This window comes from Clostridium polyendosporum, assembly GCF_018332455.1.
In the GTDB taxonomy this organism is placed as follows: domain Bacteria; phylum Bacillota; class Clostridia; order Clostridiales; family Clostridiaceae; genus Clostridium_AY; species Clostridium_AY polyendosporum.
This window is the reverse complement of sequence record NZ_BOPZ01000001.1, coordinates 1-17970: the sequence shown is the minus strand read 5'-3', so window position 1 is coordinate 17970 and position 17970 is coordinate 1. Positions and strand designations below refer to the sequence as shown.

General features: G+C 29.0%; 15 protein-coding genes, 1 riboswitch and 1 other annotated feature. Of the genes, 3 read left to right on the top strand and 12 right to left on the bottom strand.

Annotated features, from left to right (window positions below):
• Nucleotides 1-237 precede the first annotated feature (237 nt).
• The 3 genes from CPJCM30710_RS00070 to CPJCM30710_RS00060 all read right to left on the bottom strand — a co-directional run bounded on the left by CPJCM30710_RS00070 (nt 238) and on the right by CPJCM30710_RS00060 (nt 3319).
• Nucleotides 238-1059 (bottom strand): DUF6448 family protein, encoded by an 822-nt coding sequence (locus CPJCM30710_RS00070; RefSeq protein ID WP_212902118.1) that lies wholly within the window; start codon nt 1057-1059, stop codon nt 238-240.
• 99 nt (nt 1060-1158) lie between these two features.
• Entirely contained in the window at nt 1159-2634 is a 1476-nt protein-coding gene (locus CPJCM30710_RS00065; protein ID WP_212902117.1) for a sensor histidine kinase, read from the bottom strand.
• Nucleotides 2612-3319, bottom strand: coding sequence for a response regulator transcription factor (locus tag CPJCM30710_RS00060; RefSeq protein WP_212902116.1), 708 nt, complete (start codon nt 3317-3319; stop codon nt 2612-2614). The genes CPJCM30710_RS00065 and CPJCM30710_RS00060 overlap by 23 nt, the downstream gene beginning before the upstream one ends.
• A 462-nt stretch (nt 3320-3781) precedes the next feature.
• Between CPJCM30710_RS00060 and CPJCM30710_RS00055 the strand changes: the two genes are divergently transcribed.
• The gene (locus CPJCM30710_RS00055) at nt 3782-4687 is read left to right on the top strand and encodes a cation diffusion facilitator family transporter (protein ID WP_212902312.1); all 906 of its coding nucleotides are present in this window, start codon (nt 3782-3784) and stop codon (nt 4685-4687) included.
• Nucleotides 4688-4835: 148 nt separating this feature from the next.
• Nucleotides 4836-4929: riboswitch (NiCo riboswitch) on the bottom strand.
• Nucleotides 4930-5116: 187 nt separating this feature from the next.
• Here CPJCM30710_RS00055 and CPJCM30710_RS00050 read toward each other — a convergent pair.
• The 7 genes from CPJCM30710_RS00050 to CPJCM30710_RS00020 form a co-directional block, all read right to left on the bottom strand.
• Nucleotides 5117-5425 (bottom strand): hypothetical protein, encoded by a 309-nt coding sequence (locus CPJCM30710_RS00050; protein ID WP_212902115.1) that lies wholly within the window; start codon nt 5423-5425, stop codon nt 5117-5119.
• A gap of 553 nt (nt 5426-5978) precedes the next feature.
• Nucleotides 5979-6365 carry a (deoxy)nucleoside triphosphate pyrophosphohydrolase gene (locus CPJCM30710_RS00045; protein WP_212902114.1) on the bottom strand — a complete coding sequence of 129 codons (387 nt, stop codon included), beginning with the start codon at nt 6363-6365 and terminating at the stop codon, nt 5979-5981.
• Nucleotides 6366-6530: 165 nt separating this feature from the next.
• Complete coding sequence (locus CPJCM30710_RS00040) at nt 6531-6887, bottom strand: P-II family nitrogen regulator (protein WP_212902113.1); 357 nt, start codon at nt 6885-6887, stop codon at nt 6531-6533.
• A 110-nt stretch (nt 6888-6997) separates the two neighbouring features.
• Entirely contained in the window at nt 6998-8230 is a 1233-nt protein-coding gene (locus CPJCM30710_RS00035) for an ammonium transporter (protein ID WP_212902112.1), read from the bottom strand.
• Nucleotides 8231-8578: 348 nt separating this feature from the next.
• Nucleotides 8579-8746, bottom strand: a complete 168-nt coding sequence (locus tag CPJCM30710_RS00030) for a zinc-ribbon domain-containing protein (RefSeq protein WP_212902111.1) — start codon at nt 8744-8746, stop codon at nt 8579-8581.
• A 244-nt stretch (nt 8747-8990) separates the two neighbouring features.
• Nucleotides 8991-10748 (bottom strand): helicase-related protein, encoded by a 1758-nt coding sequence (locus tag CPJCM30710_RS00025; protein WP_212902110.1) that lies wholly within the window; start codon nt 10746-10748, stop codon nt 8991-8993.
• A 150-nt stretch (nt 10749-10898) separates the two neighbouring features.
• A complete protein-coding gene (locus tag CPJCM30710_RS00020; protein WP_212902109.1) occupies nt 10899-12308 on the bottom strand; it encodes an NAD(P)/FAD-dependent oxidoreductase in 1410 nt (469 codons plus the stop codon).
• 570 nt (nt 12309-12878) lie between these two features.
• Nucleotides 12879-13171: a binding site (T-box leader), on the top strand.
• A gap of 268 nt (nt 13172-13439) precedes the next feature.
• Between CPJCM30710_RS00020 and brnQ the strand changes: the two genes are divergently transcribed.
• Both brnQ and CPJCM30710_RS17965 read left to right on the top strand, forming a co-directional pair.
• Entirely contained in the window at nt 13440-14744 is a 1305-nt protein-coding gene (gene brnQ, locus CPJCM30710_RS00015; RefSeq protein WP_212902108.1) for a branched-chain amino acid transport system II carrier protein, read from the top strand.
• A 70-nt stretch (nt 14745-14814) separates the two neighbouring features.
• On the top strand, nt 14815-14937 hold the full coding sequence (locus tag CPJCM30710_RS17965) for a hypothetical protein (protein ID WP_281413937.1): 123 nt from the start codon (nt 14815-14817) through the stop codon (nt 14935-14937).
• 50 nt (nt 14938-14987) lie between these two features.
• Here the strand turns inward: CPJCM30710_RS17965 and CPJCM30710_RS00010 are convergent, their stop codons facing one another.
• Together CPJCM30710_RS00010 and CPJCM30710_RS00005 are read right to left on the bottom strand one after the other, a co-directional pair.
• Nucleotides 14988-16844, bottom strand: a complete 1857-nt coding sequence (locus tag CPJCM30710_RS00010; RefSeq protein ID WP_456064420.1) for an MASE3 domain-containing sensor histidine kinase — start codon at nt 16842-16844, stop codon at nt 14988-14990.
• A gap of 132 nt (nt 16845-16976) precedes the next feature.
• A complete protein-coding gene (locus tag CPJCM30710_RS00005) occupies nt 16977-17444 on the bottom strand; it encodes a hypothetical protein (RefSeq protein WP_212902106.1) in 468 nt (155 codons plus the stop codon).
• Nucleotides 17445-17970: the final 526 nt, after the last annotated feature.

The following is a 17970-nucleotide window of genomic DNA, read 5'->3' as shown; positions in this document are numbered from 1 at the left end:
ATTGAATATTCATAATTTCTATTATTATTTGTCTTAAAAATCCATATTTTCAGTTAATTTGTTTTTATGTATATTAAAAGATAAATAACTTCGACACTTAATAAATTTGAAAAAACAAAAATCAATAAAAATCGATCCTACTAACTTTTAGCTAAATTTTACTTTCTAAATAACAGTAAAATAAAAAATAGAGTAATCCTTTCAGATTACCCTCTAGTAATACAATCTCATATTATTTTAATGATTACACTTTTTACCTTTACGTCCAAAGATAAACCCGAGTACAAGTGCTCCTAAGCCTGTTGAAGCTAAAGCAATATAGTTATTCTTTTCATTTCCTTCCTTCACAGCTTCAGTATTATGTCTAGCAACTTCACTATTAGTTTCTCCTCCATGACTATCAGCAGCTACTTCTCCATGATTATGGCCTGTAGATGATTCTCCCCCTTCATTGTGTCCATCTTTTGCCATAGCTGCATCATAGATACCTAAAACGTATTTTTCAAATCCAAATTGAGCTTCTACATTTTCTCTTGCAGCTTCTACAGTGGCAGTACCTTCTGATTTCTTTTCCGTTACATTCTTATATTTTTCATCAATTTGCTTAGAAATTGTATCTATCATGATTTTTTTCAATTCTTCAGTAGATCCTGATTCAATTGCTTTTTCTGCTGCCGGAAGGGCTGGTCCGAAATCTTGTCCTGCTGACTTTATACCAGTATACACTGCTCCTTCCCCTGCTCTATGAAGACGTACAGTTGTTTCATAAAAATAATTATCAACTAATTCCTGTGCCTCTTTATTTTCTCCATGAGCTGCTATTGTTTTATCAAAAGCTTTCTTAAGCTCCTCCTCATATTGTGGAGCAACATATGGCAAAACTAACTTTGCATCCTTTTTCTCAATAGCGTTTTTTGCAGCAGTTACTACTGGGCCGTCTGCAGTATCACAGTGAGCATAAGCAACATTTGCTTTAGACACTGTTACCACAGCAGCTAACATCAATACAGCTGCAATTTTTTTAGTAAATTTACCTCTTAATATAGATTTTCTTAACATAAAAGTACCTCCCTAAAATATTACCTTATAGTTGAAACTATCTAAGTTATGTTTCACTACAGTTATTATTTTAGGACTAGTTTTTGAAATAGAAAGGAACTATTTGTGAACTTTTTCGTCCATACTTTTTTCATAAACAGATAAACTAAAACTGAATGTAGATCCTTTTCCTGGAATACTTTCTACCCATGCTTCTCCACCTAACAATTCCATTATCTCTTTTACTAGAGATAAACCTAATCCAGCTCCTTCTTTTGATAGTGGCCTTGCTTCATTAATTTTGTAAAATCTCTTCCACACCTTGGATAAATCTTCTTCCAAAATACCTATACCCGTATCTATAATGTGTATCTTTACTTTATTTTCATCACTCTCTGCTTTAACAGATAGTTTTCCTCCTACAGGAGTAAATCTTACTGCATTAGCTATGTAGTTAATTAAAACCTGTTCTATCAAGTCCTCATCTCCCAAGACTAGCGGTAATCCTTTTGATATAGATACTTCTAAACCAAGCTGTTGATCTTCAATCAGCGGTTTTAACTTTGTAATGATTCTCTCCACTATATAACCTATAGCTAGTTTTCTTTTATTAACCTTAATCTGACCTGATTCAATCCTTGATAAGTCTAAAAGACTATTAACTAATCTGTGCATTCTTAATGTTTCGCTAAGAATAATTCTAAGATATTTTCTTTCCTCTTCCTTTCCTCTTATAACCCCGTCAAGCATAGCTTCAAGATATCCTCTAACAGAAGTCAATGGTGTTCGAAGTTCATGAGAGGCATTAGCAACAAATTCTCTCTGCATTCTTTCTATTTTTATCATCTTATTTTTTTCATCTTCTAAAGCTTTTAAAGTGTCGTCTAATCTTCCTATCATATAATTAAAAGTATTACCTAACTTTCCTATTTCATCAGTAGAAGTCACATTAGCTCTTTTTACAAAATTACCTGAAGCCATCTCTAAAGATATTTCAGTTATCTCTTTAATAGGTTTAGTAATTGTTTTTGAGATAAAATAGCTTACAAAAGCGACAATAGTAATAGCTATGCCCCCAGCAAAAATAACAAATCTTAAAGCCTGAAGAATACTAGAATTAATTTCTGAAAGTGGATTGCAAACATAAATAACTCCCTGGACATCACCATCTACATATATTGGTAAAGCTACAGAAAGTACTGGTTCATTGCCATATTTTATATTTCTTCTGTTTGTGACTTCTTCTCCTTTAATAGCTCTCAATACCTGTTCATTATCAACACACAAGTTTTCGGCATTTTTAATATCACTAAACCCACTTATAAGATGACCTGCTTTATTTGTTACCCACATATGTGAAACATTAACTCTATTATATACTTCTATTATTTTGTCAATTTCACCCTGTTCTTTATTTTTTATTAAGGGACTTAACACCTTAGATATCTCTCTCCCTTGAGTAAATAGTTGTTGTTCTTTTGCCCCTAAATAATAATTATTAAAGAATATATAAAACACTGAACTTACTATTACTATACTAAGGAATATTACTAAAACATAAGTGCTAATAAGTCTACGAAATAGGCTTTTCTTCATTTTGTATCACCTCAAATTTGTACCCTACTCCCCAAATAGTATGAATATAAGTATAAGAATGTTTTATTCCAATTTTTCTACGTAAACGCTTTATATGAGTATCAACAGTTCGTGAATCTCCTAAATAATCGTATCCCCAAACCTTATCTAATAAATGTTCTCTCGTAAAAACTTTACCTGGATTATTTGCCATCAACCATAAAAGCTCCACTTCCTTTGGGGTACTTATTATCTTAATCCCATCAGCTAGGATTTCATATTTTGAATAATCTATAGTTAAGTAAGGAAATTCTAAAACATCATTCTCTTGGTCTTCAATCTTTAATCTTCTAAAAATAGCCTTAACTCTAGCTACTACTTCTCCTGGTGAAAAAGGTTTAGTTACGTAATCATCGCCACCTAAGGTAAGCCCTAAAATTTTATCTGACTCATCACCCTTAGCAGAAAGCATGATTATTGGAGTATCCATATCTCTTCTTATTTCTTGAGCAACCCTCCATCCATCTTTATATGGAAGCATAATATCTAATATAATTAAATCCGGTTTATGTTTTTTTGTTAATTCTACAGCCTTTATTCCATCATCTGCTACTTGAACTTCAAATCCATCTGCCTCTAAATATAATTTTAAAAGTTGTAATACATTTTCTTCATCATCTACAACTAAAATACTTCTTTTTTTCATATTTACACCTCCAATTGATACAACAACTATAGGATTCAACAATTCTTATTTAGATAGATATACAATTTCATAGATAAATCTATAATAAATATTGAAGTTGTGTATCTTTATTAGTCCTTTATAAATCTAATTTAATCTGTATATTTTTATTAATATATACATTATAGTTTTCAGTATACAATATAACTATACCAATTCAGTATAGTATAAACAAGCACTTCTTAAATTTTTGAATTAATTACAACTATTCTATGAGCTTAAAGATTAGAATAATGCCAAAACATGTGGATAAAATAAACATTATAATCATTAGTATTGTTATCAATTGATAATGAATAACATCTGTGTAAACCTGTTGATTTTAAACGATTTTTTTGTTATTATGTCAGTGTATTATATTTTCAAATGATAATTATAAATGGAGGTTTTATAATGAGTACTAAAGCTATGAGTACCAAAGTTATGAGCACTAAAGTTAAGGTTGCACGATTATCAATTTTTTCCAATACAACTTTAATATTGTTAAAATTAATAGTAGGAATCATAACTGGTTCTGTTAGTATTATTTCGGAAGCTATACATTCAACAATGGATTTAGTAGCAGCTATAATAGCATTCTTTTCCGTTAAAATTTCCGACAAGCCAGCAGATGAAAATCACCCCTATGGACATGGTAAATTTGAAAATATCTCTGGTGTAATAGAGGCTCTTCTAATCTTTCTAGCATCTGTATGGATAATATTTGAAGCAGTCAAAAAGCTTCTTCATCCTGAAGATGTTGGTTCGGTAGGACTAGGTTTTATAGTTATGTTTATATCAGCATTAGTAAATCAAATAGTGTCAAAAAAATTATATAAAGTTGCTAAACAAGAGGATTCAATTGCACTTGAGGCAGATGCTCTTCATCTTAAAGCAGACGTATATACCTCCTTAGGAGTCGGCGGTGGACTTCTTCTTATATGGATTACAGGTCTGAATTCCCTCGATCCTATAGTAGCTATTCTTGTTGCCATATTTATACTTAAAGAGGCATATGAATTACTAAAAACAGCCTTTACTCCCCTCTTAGATGCTAAATTATCTGATGAAGAAATTAAAGTTGTTGAGGAACAAATTAATAAACATGATTCTATTTATTGTGACTTTCATAATCTTAGAACAAGAAAAGCAGGAAGTATAAAATATATTGATTTACATCTTGTAGTTCCTGAAAATATGTCCGTTAAAAATGCTCATGATTTATGTGATATTATTGAAGATGACATAGAAAAGATTCTAAAAAATACAGAAGTGATGATACATCTAGAATCCTGTAAAAAAGGTTGTGAAGAATGTATCCGTACATATAATGATGATAATTGCATATAGCAAGAGATTTCCTCTTGCTATTCTATTTACTTCCATTGTTAATCCAGAGTAGTCACCAGTAAAACCATTAAACTTTGACATTAAAATCCGTCCTTGTTTAACATTAAAAGTATAAAAGAACACCTGTGGCACCATAATTATTTAAAATTATAGTCCCACAGATATTTTTACCTACTGCCAGTTTTACCGGCCCAGCCTTACACACCTGAAATTTAGATGTATGGCCTGCTTATATCTATTAATTAGATATATTGATTTATATTTCTAAATTCTTATTCTATGGGTAACTTTAAAGTTTTTTATAAAAAAGGACATAGCAATGCTAGCCATGAAAATTATGCATAAAATTAACTTTATTTTAAAGGCCTCTTTAAAAATTATGTAACAACAATATTATTTAATTTAACTAAAATGAAAATGCTATAAAAGTTAATCATTTTCATTTGATGGATTTATATTTTTAAGCTTCTCGATTACCTTTTTATCTATTATAGAATTACTCTTCTTAGAAACAATTTTTTCGTATTCTACAGAAGTAATTGGGTGAAGCACTTCTTTTTTAAATATTATTCCTTCTCTTACTGATTTGGCATAAAAAGAATCATTTGTACCTACTTTATATTTCTTTGTAGCCTCATTTTTAGCTATATGAAATTTATTTTTAAAAACATCCTGTCCAAGGAAATATTTGTGATTTTCATCAATAATAGTACACCTATATAGTTTCAAATCATTCATTCAATATCCTCCTTTCATAAAACTAATATATAAAACTTACAACAACTAGTAAATTCATCACCATTTCCTCTTAGAGCTTCTTATAGAAATTAATACGTAAAGATAACTAAGATTAGAGGGGTATTTTTCATTTTTTTACAAAAAAGTATATAGTAATTCTACTTATCAAACTCACTCCTAAAAACAACTTAGTTTTAAAGACTTATTAAAAGATTATGAAACTGTAAGGAAATATACAATTTGTTAAAGTAGTAAAATATAACTTGAGGTGATTTATAATGAAAAGGGTAAAAATAGGAGCAATAATATCTATTCTCATATTAGTATTTTCTTATTTAACAACTTTATACAATTGGCGTTTTGATATCAAAAAAGAGAGTCATAAGGTTGTATTCTGCATTAATTTAGCAACAGAACCTTATGCTCTCTTTTATAAAAACACTATATGTCTTTTATTTTCGTCTATAGTCTAAATCACTCACAACTAAAAGTGATTAATAAATCAGGAATTTAATTGAAATCCAATACCATCTTGATTTTAATATTTCTTTTACTAATATCCTTGATCAATTAATTTCTTCACAAAAGGCACATCAGCCTCAGCAAAATCATACTCTTTTATATCATCCTTAGTAACCCATTTATAGTCATTATGGACATTAAGCTTTATATCTCCGCTTTTCCATGTTGCAAAGTATGCAATTAAATTTATACTATCATATGAGTAATCATAAATATTTTCTCCAAGTTTTTCTCCAACCTCTATATGTATATCAAGCTCTTCTTTAATTTCTCTTATTAAACATTCCTCAGGAAGCTCTCCTTCTTCTATCTTACCGCCTGGAAACTCCCACTTACCTGATAACTTATCACTTAAACTTCTTTGGCATATTAAAATTTTATTATTTTTAATTATAACTGCTGCTGTTACATTCTTCATGACTAATCTCCTTGTGTTTATTATACATAACTTATATTATTTTCATAAATACAACTTGTCAACCTAAATGTACTTTAATGCAAAAACTACTTTATTAAGTTATTTATGTATATAACAATATATTAAAAAGCTGAGATTTTAAAATCTCAGCCTTTTAAACTTAACCTAATACTGTAAGGCATCCCTGCCTTCTTCTCCAGTTCTTATACGTACTACATTTTCAACATCATAAATAAATATCTTTCCATCACCAAGTTCACCAGTCTTAAGTACCTTTTTAGCAGTCTCTACAACTAAATCTACAGGCACCTCACAAACTACAATCTCAACCTTTAGTTTGTGAATTAGGTTAATTTCCACTTCTACACCACGATAATATTCTTTATGTCCTTTTTGTGCTCCGCATCCCAAGACATTTGAAACAGTCATACCTGCAATACCAATTTTATTCAAGGCTTCTTTTAACTCTTCAAACTGACTTGGTCTCATAATAATATCAATCTTAGTAATCTTTTTACTCATGATTTTACCCCCTAGGTAAATTCTCAACTTTAAAACAATTAAAATTCTTTATGATTCTTAAAAAACTAACTTTTATTAGAATTAATATTATATTTTTATTATACACTAATTTATATATTTAAACCATTATAAGCTTCTTCTCCATGTAATGAAACATCTAATCCTTCAGATTCTTCTTTTTCATCTGTTCTAAGTTTCATAAATAAGCTTATGAATTTTAATATTAAAAATGTTACTATACCTGAATATAATGCACAAGCAAAAACTGCTATAAGATGAGTCTGTAACAGCGCAAAATTACCATATAATACACCGTCAGCTCCTGCTGGGTTTACTGATTTAGTAGCAAATATTGCTGTACCAATAGCACCCCAAATACCAGCAACTCCATGACATCCAAATGCATCTAAAGCATCATCATAACCAAACTTCTTCTTAAGAACAGCAATAGCCAAGAAACTAACAGCTCCACCTACTAATCCAATAACTAAAGCAGCCATATGAGTTACATATCCTGCTCCCTGAGTAATAGCAACCAGTCCTGCTACTGCTCCAGTCACTGCTCCAAGTACTGTAGGTTTTTTACTATGCATCCATTCTAATGCAACCCAAGAAATTGCACCTGCTGCTGCTGCAGTATTAGTAGTTAAGAATGCATTAACTGCAACACCATTTATTGCTAGTGCACTACCCGCATTAAATCCGAACCATCCAAACCACAGAAGCCCTCCTCCTAAGATTGCCATAGGAACGTGATGTGGTTCTGGTACTGTTTTCTTTCTTCTTCCTAACACAAGCGCAGCAACGAGTCCAGAAACCCCTGAGTTGATTTCTACTACGTTACCCCCTGCAAAGTCTAATACACCTAAATTCTTTAACCAGCCACCATTTCCCCATACCCAGTGAGCTATTGGATCATATACAAATGTACTCCATAACACTACAAAAAGTAAAAATGCCGTAAATCTCATACGTTCCGCAAAAGCCCCCGAAATAACAGCAATAGTAATAACAGCAAACATCATTTGATAAGTTGCAAACAATAAATGTGGAATTGTACCTGCATAATCTCCATTTGGATCAATACCAACATTATTTAAAAACGACCAATCTAAATTTCCAATAAAACCCTTTACATCCGGTCCAAAAGTTAAAGTATACCCCACAAGTATCCATTGTATGGAAATAATTACTAATGATGCATAACTGTGCATTGTAGTACTAAGTACGTTTTTATTCTTTACCATACCACCATAGAATAGAGCTAAACCTGGTATCATTAACATTACTAGTGCTGCAGAAATAATCACAAATGACATATCTGCTCCGTTTAATAAGTTCATAAATAGACCCCCTCTTTTCCTTTTTACTTTTCCCTTTTTACAAAAAAAAATGACATTCCCGCCTTAAAATTGGGTACACTACCCCCTTTAAAGCGAAAACGCCATTGTTTTCGTAACTATAATTCTAATTACCGTCTAATATTTTGTCAATATTTTTTTACATAATTCAAGTTTATCTGCAGTATTTTTTTACTTATTTCAAATTTATTTACATATTTTATTAAAACTTATTAATATTACTTAATTTTAATAAAAAATATATCGACATTACATTTCATTTTATAAAATTGAAGCAAATAAAAAACCCTATAAGAGTTGCCTCTTATAGGGTTAATGATTCAAATTAAATTATCTTCTGAATCCTCTATTGTTGTTTTGTTGCTTTCTAGCTCTTCTACAATCTGGACATCTTTGTGGTTCATTTTCAAAACCTTTTTCCTTGTAGAAAGCTTGCTCGCCTTCAGTGAAAACGAACTCTTTTGAGCAATCCTTGCATACTAAATTCTTATCTGCCATTTCAACATTCCTCCTTTTTCTTGATATTAATGTTTAATAAATGACTTACATTAGATCTTAATAAGAGGAAATGTTGATCACTATATTAACCATTAGCAAAATATATCACAAATATATCCGCATGAACATAATATCATACCTAAAAAAAATAATCAATAGTACTTTTAACTTTTTCATATACTGGTTACTTTTTTATTTTATCACTAATATTAGGTAAAATTATGAGTATTACCTCTTTACATTTTTAGATATTTCTCAATATATCATTTATTTCTTCACTTACTTGTATTCTTTCTTCATACACCCATGACTCATCAAAATCTAACTTAAAGGCTTTTGAAAAGGAATAATAAAGGTTTATCTTTTGATAATATACTTCTAGTTCATATAGGTTACCAAACTTACAATGTGGTTTTGTAATAGACTCCTTTTTAGCAACAAAAATTTCATCTATGTAACTTAAAAATGTATTCATTATTTCTGGATTAGATACATCAAATGGGATTTTTAAAAGCTTCCATTGCACTTTTTCATCTAGCTTATAACTCTTTATAGTATCTAGTACTATCAAATACTCATTTATATCCATCTTCCTATAATACGGCACCTTTTCTTCCTTAGTACTCCATAGTGCAAGCTTTTCCCTTAAAGGAAGTGCTTTTATTCTTAAAATTTCTTCACTAGGGCCTAGCACTGCCTCTTCTATGATTTCATCATCTATCTGTAAACTTTCTCTAATAAAATGTTGAGTATTTCCATAAGAAGCTACATATCCTTCATTATATATCCCCTTTCTTCCTGCTCTTCCGGCTATCTGCTTTACTTCTTGAGAAGTTAAATATCTTACCTCACTACCATCAAATTTTTTAATATCCATAAATACTATTCTCTTAATTGGTAAATTTACGCCCATACCAATAGCATCAGTTGATATTAAAATCTTACTTTCTTTATTTATAAATTGCTCATACTGTTTTCTTCTTACCTCTGGAGGCAAATCTCCATAAATTAAGCTTGCTTTTATTCCTAAGTTCGAATAGTGAGAAGCTAACTCCAATACTCTCTTTTTTGAAAAAACTACTAATGCATCTCCATCCTGAATATCTTTATAGTAAAAAGGATTATCCTCTACTATTAAAGGTAGATCTCTTTTATACTCTCTTATTTCATACTGATCTCCACAATCTTCTATTATTTCTATAAGCAATTCTTTAGTATTAAAAGCTCCACAAATATGTATTTCTTTACACTTTAATGCTAACAAAGCTCTAGTCCAAGCTGCTCCTCTTTGATCATCATTAATCATTTGAATTTCATCTATAACAGCTACTTCATATTGCTGGTCTATATCTAACTTTTCTATAGTACATGATATATGATTAGAATTTTCAACAATTATTTCTTCTTCACCAGTTGTAAGCGTACACTTTACTCCCTCTCTATTCAGTCTTTCAAAGTTTTCTAGTGCTAATATTCTTAAAGGTGAAAGATAAATTCCATTTGAAGCTTTCTTTAATCTTTCCATAGCGTTATAAGTTTTTCCAGTATTGGTTTCTCCAAGATGTAAATATAGCTTTCTCTTAATACTTCTAGCTTCTCTATATTCATCCTTGGGATTAGATGGAAATACTGCTTCAAATTCTCCTGAAATCATTTCCGGAATATGTTTTGTTATTAATACACTTATAATTCCTGATTTCAAATAACTGTTAAAATTATTTCTTACTATCTCATAAAAATCAAAGTCTGTTTTATTTTTATTATTATAATCCTCCAACAACCTTTCAGATATATAATTTAACAGTTCTAAATATCTCTCATATACTTTCTTATAATCATTAAGTCCCTTATCTTTAAATTCTCCTAATTCTCTAATCTTTTTTCTTGCAGCTGCTTCATGCTCCCAAAGCCTATTAGTTTTTGTGTGCCTAACTATCTCTTCAATCTGGCTAATTTGGTTTTTAAGCTTTCTAAAGTTTCTTTCTATAGCTCCTTTTTTCATAATCTACCTCTTCTTAACATCTAATACTTATTTTTTGATATTATATATTTTCTCTTAAAATTTAGATATTTATAAATATAGTATATTGTAAAAAACACACCAAAACTTAACTTGATGTGTTTTTTAACAATTCTTAAACTTATAGTCTTTTTAATATCCTTTTTCACAAATTATTCTTCCCATTAATACTCCCATAACCGAAGCCATCATTAATCCTCTTGTCCAACCACTTGAATCTCCTAAACAATATAGCCCCCTTATATTAGTTTCAAAATTTTCATCTATGGCTATCTTATTACTATAAAACTTTATCTCAGGTCCATATAGCAATGTTTCACTGCTTGCAAAACCAGGAACAACAGTATTCATAGCCTGAATAAAATTTAAAATATTTATCATAGGTCTGTATGGTATTGCAGAAGTTAAATCTCCTGCTACAGCATCAGGTAATGTCGGTTTTACATTTGATTGATATAGTTCATGCTGCCATGTTCTTTTGCCATCTAAAATATCTCCATATCTTTGAACCAATATCCTCCCATTTCCTAACATATTAACTAGTTGCGCTACCTTCTTACCATATTCAATAGGCTGATTAAATGGCTCTGAAAAATTATGAGAACTTAAAATAGCTAGATTAGTATTTTGTGACTTTTTATCCTTATAGGAATGACCATTAACTATTGCTAAGTTATTATCATAATTCTCTTGACTAACAAATCCGCCTGGATTTTGACAAAAGGTTCTAACCTTATTTTTAAAAGGTGCTGGATATCCTATAAGTTTTGACTCATATAATACTTTATTTACCTTTTCCATGACTTCATTTCTTATTTCAACACGCACTCCTATATCTACAGTACCCGCACTATGGTTAACTTCATGCTTTTTACATATTTCACTTAACCAATCTGCTCCTTTTCTTCCTGTAGCCATTATTATTTTATCACCATAAATTATTTCTTCCTCATTCTTTGTTCTAGAATCTACAACCACAACTCCTTTAACATGTCCCTCTTCGACTAATATATCCTTAACCATAATATCAAAATTTATCACTATGCCTGAATCTAATAAATAGTTTTGTATTTTGGTGTATATTTCCTGTGCCTTTTCAGTTCCTAAATGTCTTATAGGACAATCAACAAGCCTTAGATTTCCCTCTATTGCTTTCCTTCTTATTTCCTTAACTGCTTCACTATTTTCTACTCCCTCTACTTTAGGATCTGCTCCAAATTCTAGGTATATATTATCTGTATATTCTATAAACTCTTGTGTCTTATTAGGTCCAATAAGATTAGGTAAATCTCCCCCAACCTCATAACTTAGTGATAGCTTACCATCTGAAAAAGCACCGGCCCCTGAAAAACCTGTGGTTATGTGACAATAAGGCTTACAAGAAACACATTCTCTTGTTTTTTCCTTAGGGCAGTATCTCTTATCAATACTTCTTCCTTTTTCAATAATTAAAATTTTCTTATCCGCATTTTGTCTTATTAATTCTAATGCAGTAAAAATTCCCGATGGACCTGCTCCGACTATAACAACATCATATCTCAAAACCATAGCCTCCTATAAAAATTTAAAACTAAAAAAGTTTAGCTAATAAACTTTTTCCCTATCACCTCTACAGCCTATAGCTATTTACTTTACCACTAACTAAGTATCTAGAATTATTACAATTTTATATAAATAAACACTTTCTTCTGTATAAACATTCTATATATTACAAAATTTTAACTCATTTTCCACTAAAATACAATAACCCTTGTAGTTTATTCATACATATTTTGAAAAATAATCCTTAATACTATTTTAAAAATCACTAGATTTTATAAATAATTTTATTACATATCTTTTTATTATTAATTTATCCTTTTTCTACATTCCATACTCCTATAAAGAAACTAAAACTGAACAGGTATCGAGTCTACTATAGATAAACAATTTTAAACGTTAAATAATTTAGTTATGAAGGTGTTTATCTATGCTTTAGCCAGATTTTTCCTTGTGAAATGACAGTAAATACGCTTATCTTTTGTACGATAAAATATTTTTCCAATAAAACATTGACAAAAAAACTAATTCAAAATACAATGAATACGAACGAATTGTATACATAATTAAATGATTTATGCGATGACAGAGAGAAAAATATTCAGTTCATTATTTACAGAGAGCCATGTTAGCTGAGAATTGGTGTTAATGGAATATATAATAGTAGCTCTAGAGCATTCAAGCCGAAAGTATTAAGTGCTAGCAAGTAGGTTTGGACGTAGACCAGCGATATATGGTTAGGGTTCACATTGAATGAGCTTATTACATTTATACTAATTATTCTAAGTCGACCCGAAAAGAGTGGTGGTTAGTTCACTAACCGCAAATAAGGTGGTACCACGGAAGTAAGATCTTTCGTCCTTGTAAATAGTAACTATTTATAAGGACGAGAGATTTTTTTTATTTCTTAAAACTTTTTATAATTTTGATTTATGACATTTGCGCAAATATGTTTATAAATATCCAGAACTGCATAAAAATTCATAATGAAAGAGGGGTGAAATCCGTTATAGAAATCTACTGCAATCGGTATAAAAGTCTTAACTTAGCATATATCATATATGTGCTTTAAGATTATGAATATAAATAGACTTTTATATTCTTTTTATAGATTTTGATAACGGTGCTTTATCGATGAAAAAATCAACAAATGATATTTTAGTTATTGGACTTGCTCTATTTGCTATGTTCTTTGGAGCAGGTAATTTAATCTTTCCTCCATACCTAGGAAAAATGGTAGGTAGTGAATTTATAATAGCTACTACAGGCTTTATAATTACTGGAGTAGGTATTCCTTTTTTAGCAATTTTATCTTGTACAAAAACTAATGGAAATTTTGAAGATATGGCTTTAAAGATAGGTAAGTATTTTCCTATAGTATACTCAGTAGCAATATTTTTAGCAGTAGGTCCTATGCTCGCTATACCTAGAACTGCTGCTACAACTTATGAAGTAACACTTAAACCTGTGTTTCCATGGATGTCATCATTTGTTTCTATGGTATTATATTTTGCTTTAAATCTATTGTTCGTTTTAAGACCATCTAAGGTAATAGATGCTATAGGGAAATTTTTAACTCCAGCTCTTCTAATTACATTACTAATTATAATTATAAAAGCTATAGTTTTTCCAATAGGTGATATAATAAACACAAATGCAACTTCTATATTTTCAAACTCTTTAATAGAGGGTTATCAAACTATGGATGCATTAGCTGGACTAATATTTGCTGCCGTAATAACTTCTTCTGTTTTAGATAAAGGCTATAAAGGCAAAGCAGCTATGAATATAACTATTAAATCTGGACTAGTTGCTATATCAGCATTAGCATTCATATATGGTGGATTAATGTATATAGGAGCACAAACCAATTCTATACTTCCAAAGGATATTTCAAAAACCTCTTTACTTCTTGAAATATCAAATAGAACTTTAGGAAGCTCCGGCAAAATAATAATGGGCATTGCTATGGGACTTGCTTGTTTTACCACTTCTGTAGGTTTAATAACAGCTGGAGCAAGCTTTTTTAATAAAATAACTAAGAGTAAACTGCCTTATAGATTTAATGCTATATTAATATCCCTAACAAGTATTGTTATAGGTTCTTTTGGTGTAGATAAAATAGTTAAAATATCAGTTCCAATTTTATATATATTATACCCTGTTGCTATAACTCTTATATTAGGTACATTAGTTAACAGTTGTAACTTTGTACTAAAAGTTTCAGTATATACTTCTTTAGTATTTAGTATATTAGATACACTTCCAATGATAGGTGTAAATATTAATTTTATAAAATCAACCTTTAGTATGATTCCATTCACAAATTTAGGATTCGTATGGATAGTTCCAACTATTTTCACTGCAGTAATATCACTTGTTTGCAAAAAATTTCTTAATAAAAATAACGAAAGTAATAGTGTTACAAGTGCTGCATAATATACAAAAGCACTCTTTTAGCACATAAAATTGCCCATGTTGGAAACTCTAACACTGGAGGTGGTTTTCTATGCTAACAAAAAATGAAAAGAATAAGAGAAATGATAGTAAAAACAATAATCCTAAAACTTCAAATCCAATAACCATGGAAAAAGACACTAATATGAGAAAGCCTGTAAGAGGTCTAGATTAAGGATAAAAAATATAAGAGCCACATTCATCAATCTGGCTCTTATACTTTACTTATTTATATATATCTGAAAACTCCATATCGATTGTTTCTGTATTCGTTACATATACGGAATTATCTCTTAATGGTTCCTTTGATTTTTTTATAGGAAGTTCAATAATAAATTCACTTCCCTCTCCTATTTTACTTTTAACATCAATTTTACCTTCATGCATTTCTACTAATGACTTAACAAGAGAAAGCCCTATACCTGTTCCTTCACGATTTCTTCTTAATGTTTTATCAACTTGACCAAATCTCTCAAAAATAACATTTAATTTATCATCAGGTATACCTACTCCTGTATCTTTTACAGATATAATAACACTATCTTTATTATGAGTTATATTGACATATATATTTCCTCCAGACTCCGTAAATTTAATTGCATTTGAAAGTAAATTCAGAATAACTCTTTCAACTATGTCTGGATCAAATAGCATATGACATTCCTCTACATCAGTATCAAATGTTATACTTAAACCCTTGTTTTCTGCATATGATACAACTGACATAGTAATATCTTCAACTATACTGATAATATTAAGATTTTGTAGAATAGGTTTAAGAAATCCTGACTCTACTTTAGTGATATCTAAAAAATTATTGATTAACCTTTTAAGACGGTGACAGTTATGTCTCATAATATTTAAGTATTTACTTCTTTTCTTTATGTATTCTTCATCAAAATCAGTATATAAATCTAATACCTGTACTGCAGAAAATATAACATTCAAAGGTGTTTTTAGTTCATGGGATATATTGGCAAAAAATTCTGTAATTAAATTATTAAACTTACGAGATTCATTTAATAATTTAATATTTTTTTCCACATCATTTTGAAGCATTTCAACTTTCTTTTGTGATGTGATATCTCTATAAATTGTTAGAATAGTTGCTTTTCCTTCATAAATAAAACACGTAGATATATTTTCTACAATAATACTTTGTCCATTGTTTTGGGTTACTTTTTGCTCAAAAAGAATTGTAGTTGTTTTATTATTATATAACTGTGATAATTTCTCTCTAATATTATGCATTTCTTCCTTTGGTATAAAATTAAATATTGATTTTCCATTCAAATCTTCAACGTCTGAATATCCAAGCAATTTTGCAGCACCTTCATTAGCAAAAATTAAATTACCGTTACGATGAACCAAAATTGCGTCTCTAGAATTTTCAATTAGCATATTATAACAAGATTTATTTCTTACAAGCATTTCTTCTATGTATTTACGTTGATTATCTTTTTCCTTAAGCTCATTACTAAGAATCTCTAACTGTAAGTTCTTTTGTTTTAAGTTTTCATTTTCAATCTTAACGTAGTATCCTAAAGGCCAAGCTGTTAATATAAATACTCCTATCAAAATCAAATCATTTTCTAAAAACAGATTAATTGGCAATTTAGGTGTATATATTAAGTCAAGTACTAGTATTATTATTGATGAAACTACTGCCATACTCATTCCGTACTTTATGCCTGATTGTAAAGTAGCAGTAATAATAATAAACAAAAATAAAAACTTATATTGAAGTATTGAATTATTAGATAAGATGATTAAACTAGTAAAAAATATAATAAAAGTTAAGTTTTCAATATGCTGAATTATTTTAATATACTTAGTTTTAATTTTCTCGCTAGAAAAAATTAACCATACACAATAAATTAATATTAATGTAAAAATAAATATTCCCATTTCCATTAAATTATATCTACTGAGCATTTGAATAGCAATTTTATTATTTACAAAAAAATGACTATAAATTATTACTGCACAAAAAAGCAATGAAACTAATTTTGCAATAGATATAATATCATTTATGTTTTTTTGCCTGCTATCATTAATATTATTCATATTTACCACATCCATATATTTGTTTTAAGTAGCAGAAATATACAAACAAGATATCTTTTTTATTTGTTATCATTTAACAAAAGAAAGTTTGGCTAAAGTTTATTAGCTTCGATACTTGTTCAGTTTTTATTACTTAATACTTTATATTTAATCATTAATTCTTTTGATTTTTTGCTCATAAACTATTAAATAAAATAGTAATATTACACCTCCAAGTAAAACTAAAGATGGTGTAGTATATACAACCTTCATTATTGAATCTCTAAACTCAAGCTGCATATCAATTTTTAATAAATTTAAAATAATCATATTTACAAGTTCGCAAATAGACAAAAAAATTGCAACCAGTAAAACAGACGAAATAGATTTAGCAATTGAAATCTTATTTATAAAAATAATTATTAAACTATATATTACAGTCATGATAATAGTATGTATACCAAAATGTATTGGCAGCATTCTTACTAAATATGTAGTAATTGCAAAGAATATACTAGACATAAAAAGAGGCTTAATCTTAATACGATTAAAGGAAAATATATAGATTGCTAAAACTGATAAGATTGATTCTGGAATTATTCTTAAAAAGAACTCAAATAGGGTTAACTTCAGCATAAATCAGTCATCCTTTACAAATTATTTTTATAAATACTACATCATTAGCCATTTATACTTAAAATAATTGGTCTAACTATCAAAATTCCCAAATATACTTTTATTTAATATATGAATAAAATATTAAATGATTAGATAACTTTAAACATATTATAACTTGTAAAGTCGATGAAGAAAAGCCTAAATATATAGATATTAGTCATAAAATTCATTAAATTGTCGAAATTAACGTGAAATTTTTTTTATCTTTTAAAATGTTTTACATAAATTTTCAAAATAACAATTATTATCATGGGAAGTCTTACTATTTATATACAAAAACTGAAGTCAAAATGGAAACTGAAACAAACTAAGAATTTATTAGATTATATAAATATTATAATGAAAAAAAGTAGCTTCAAAATGAAGCTACTTTTTTCAGTTTGCTGAAAAACCCCCTGTTTAAAAAACAGAGGGGTTTTCTAGCAAACTTGTGGATAAATTTTAAAAGAGAGCTTTTCTATTAATTTGAATAAAATTTTATATA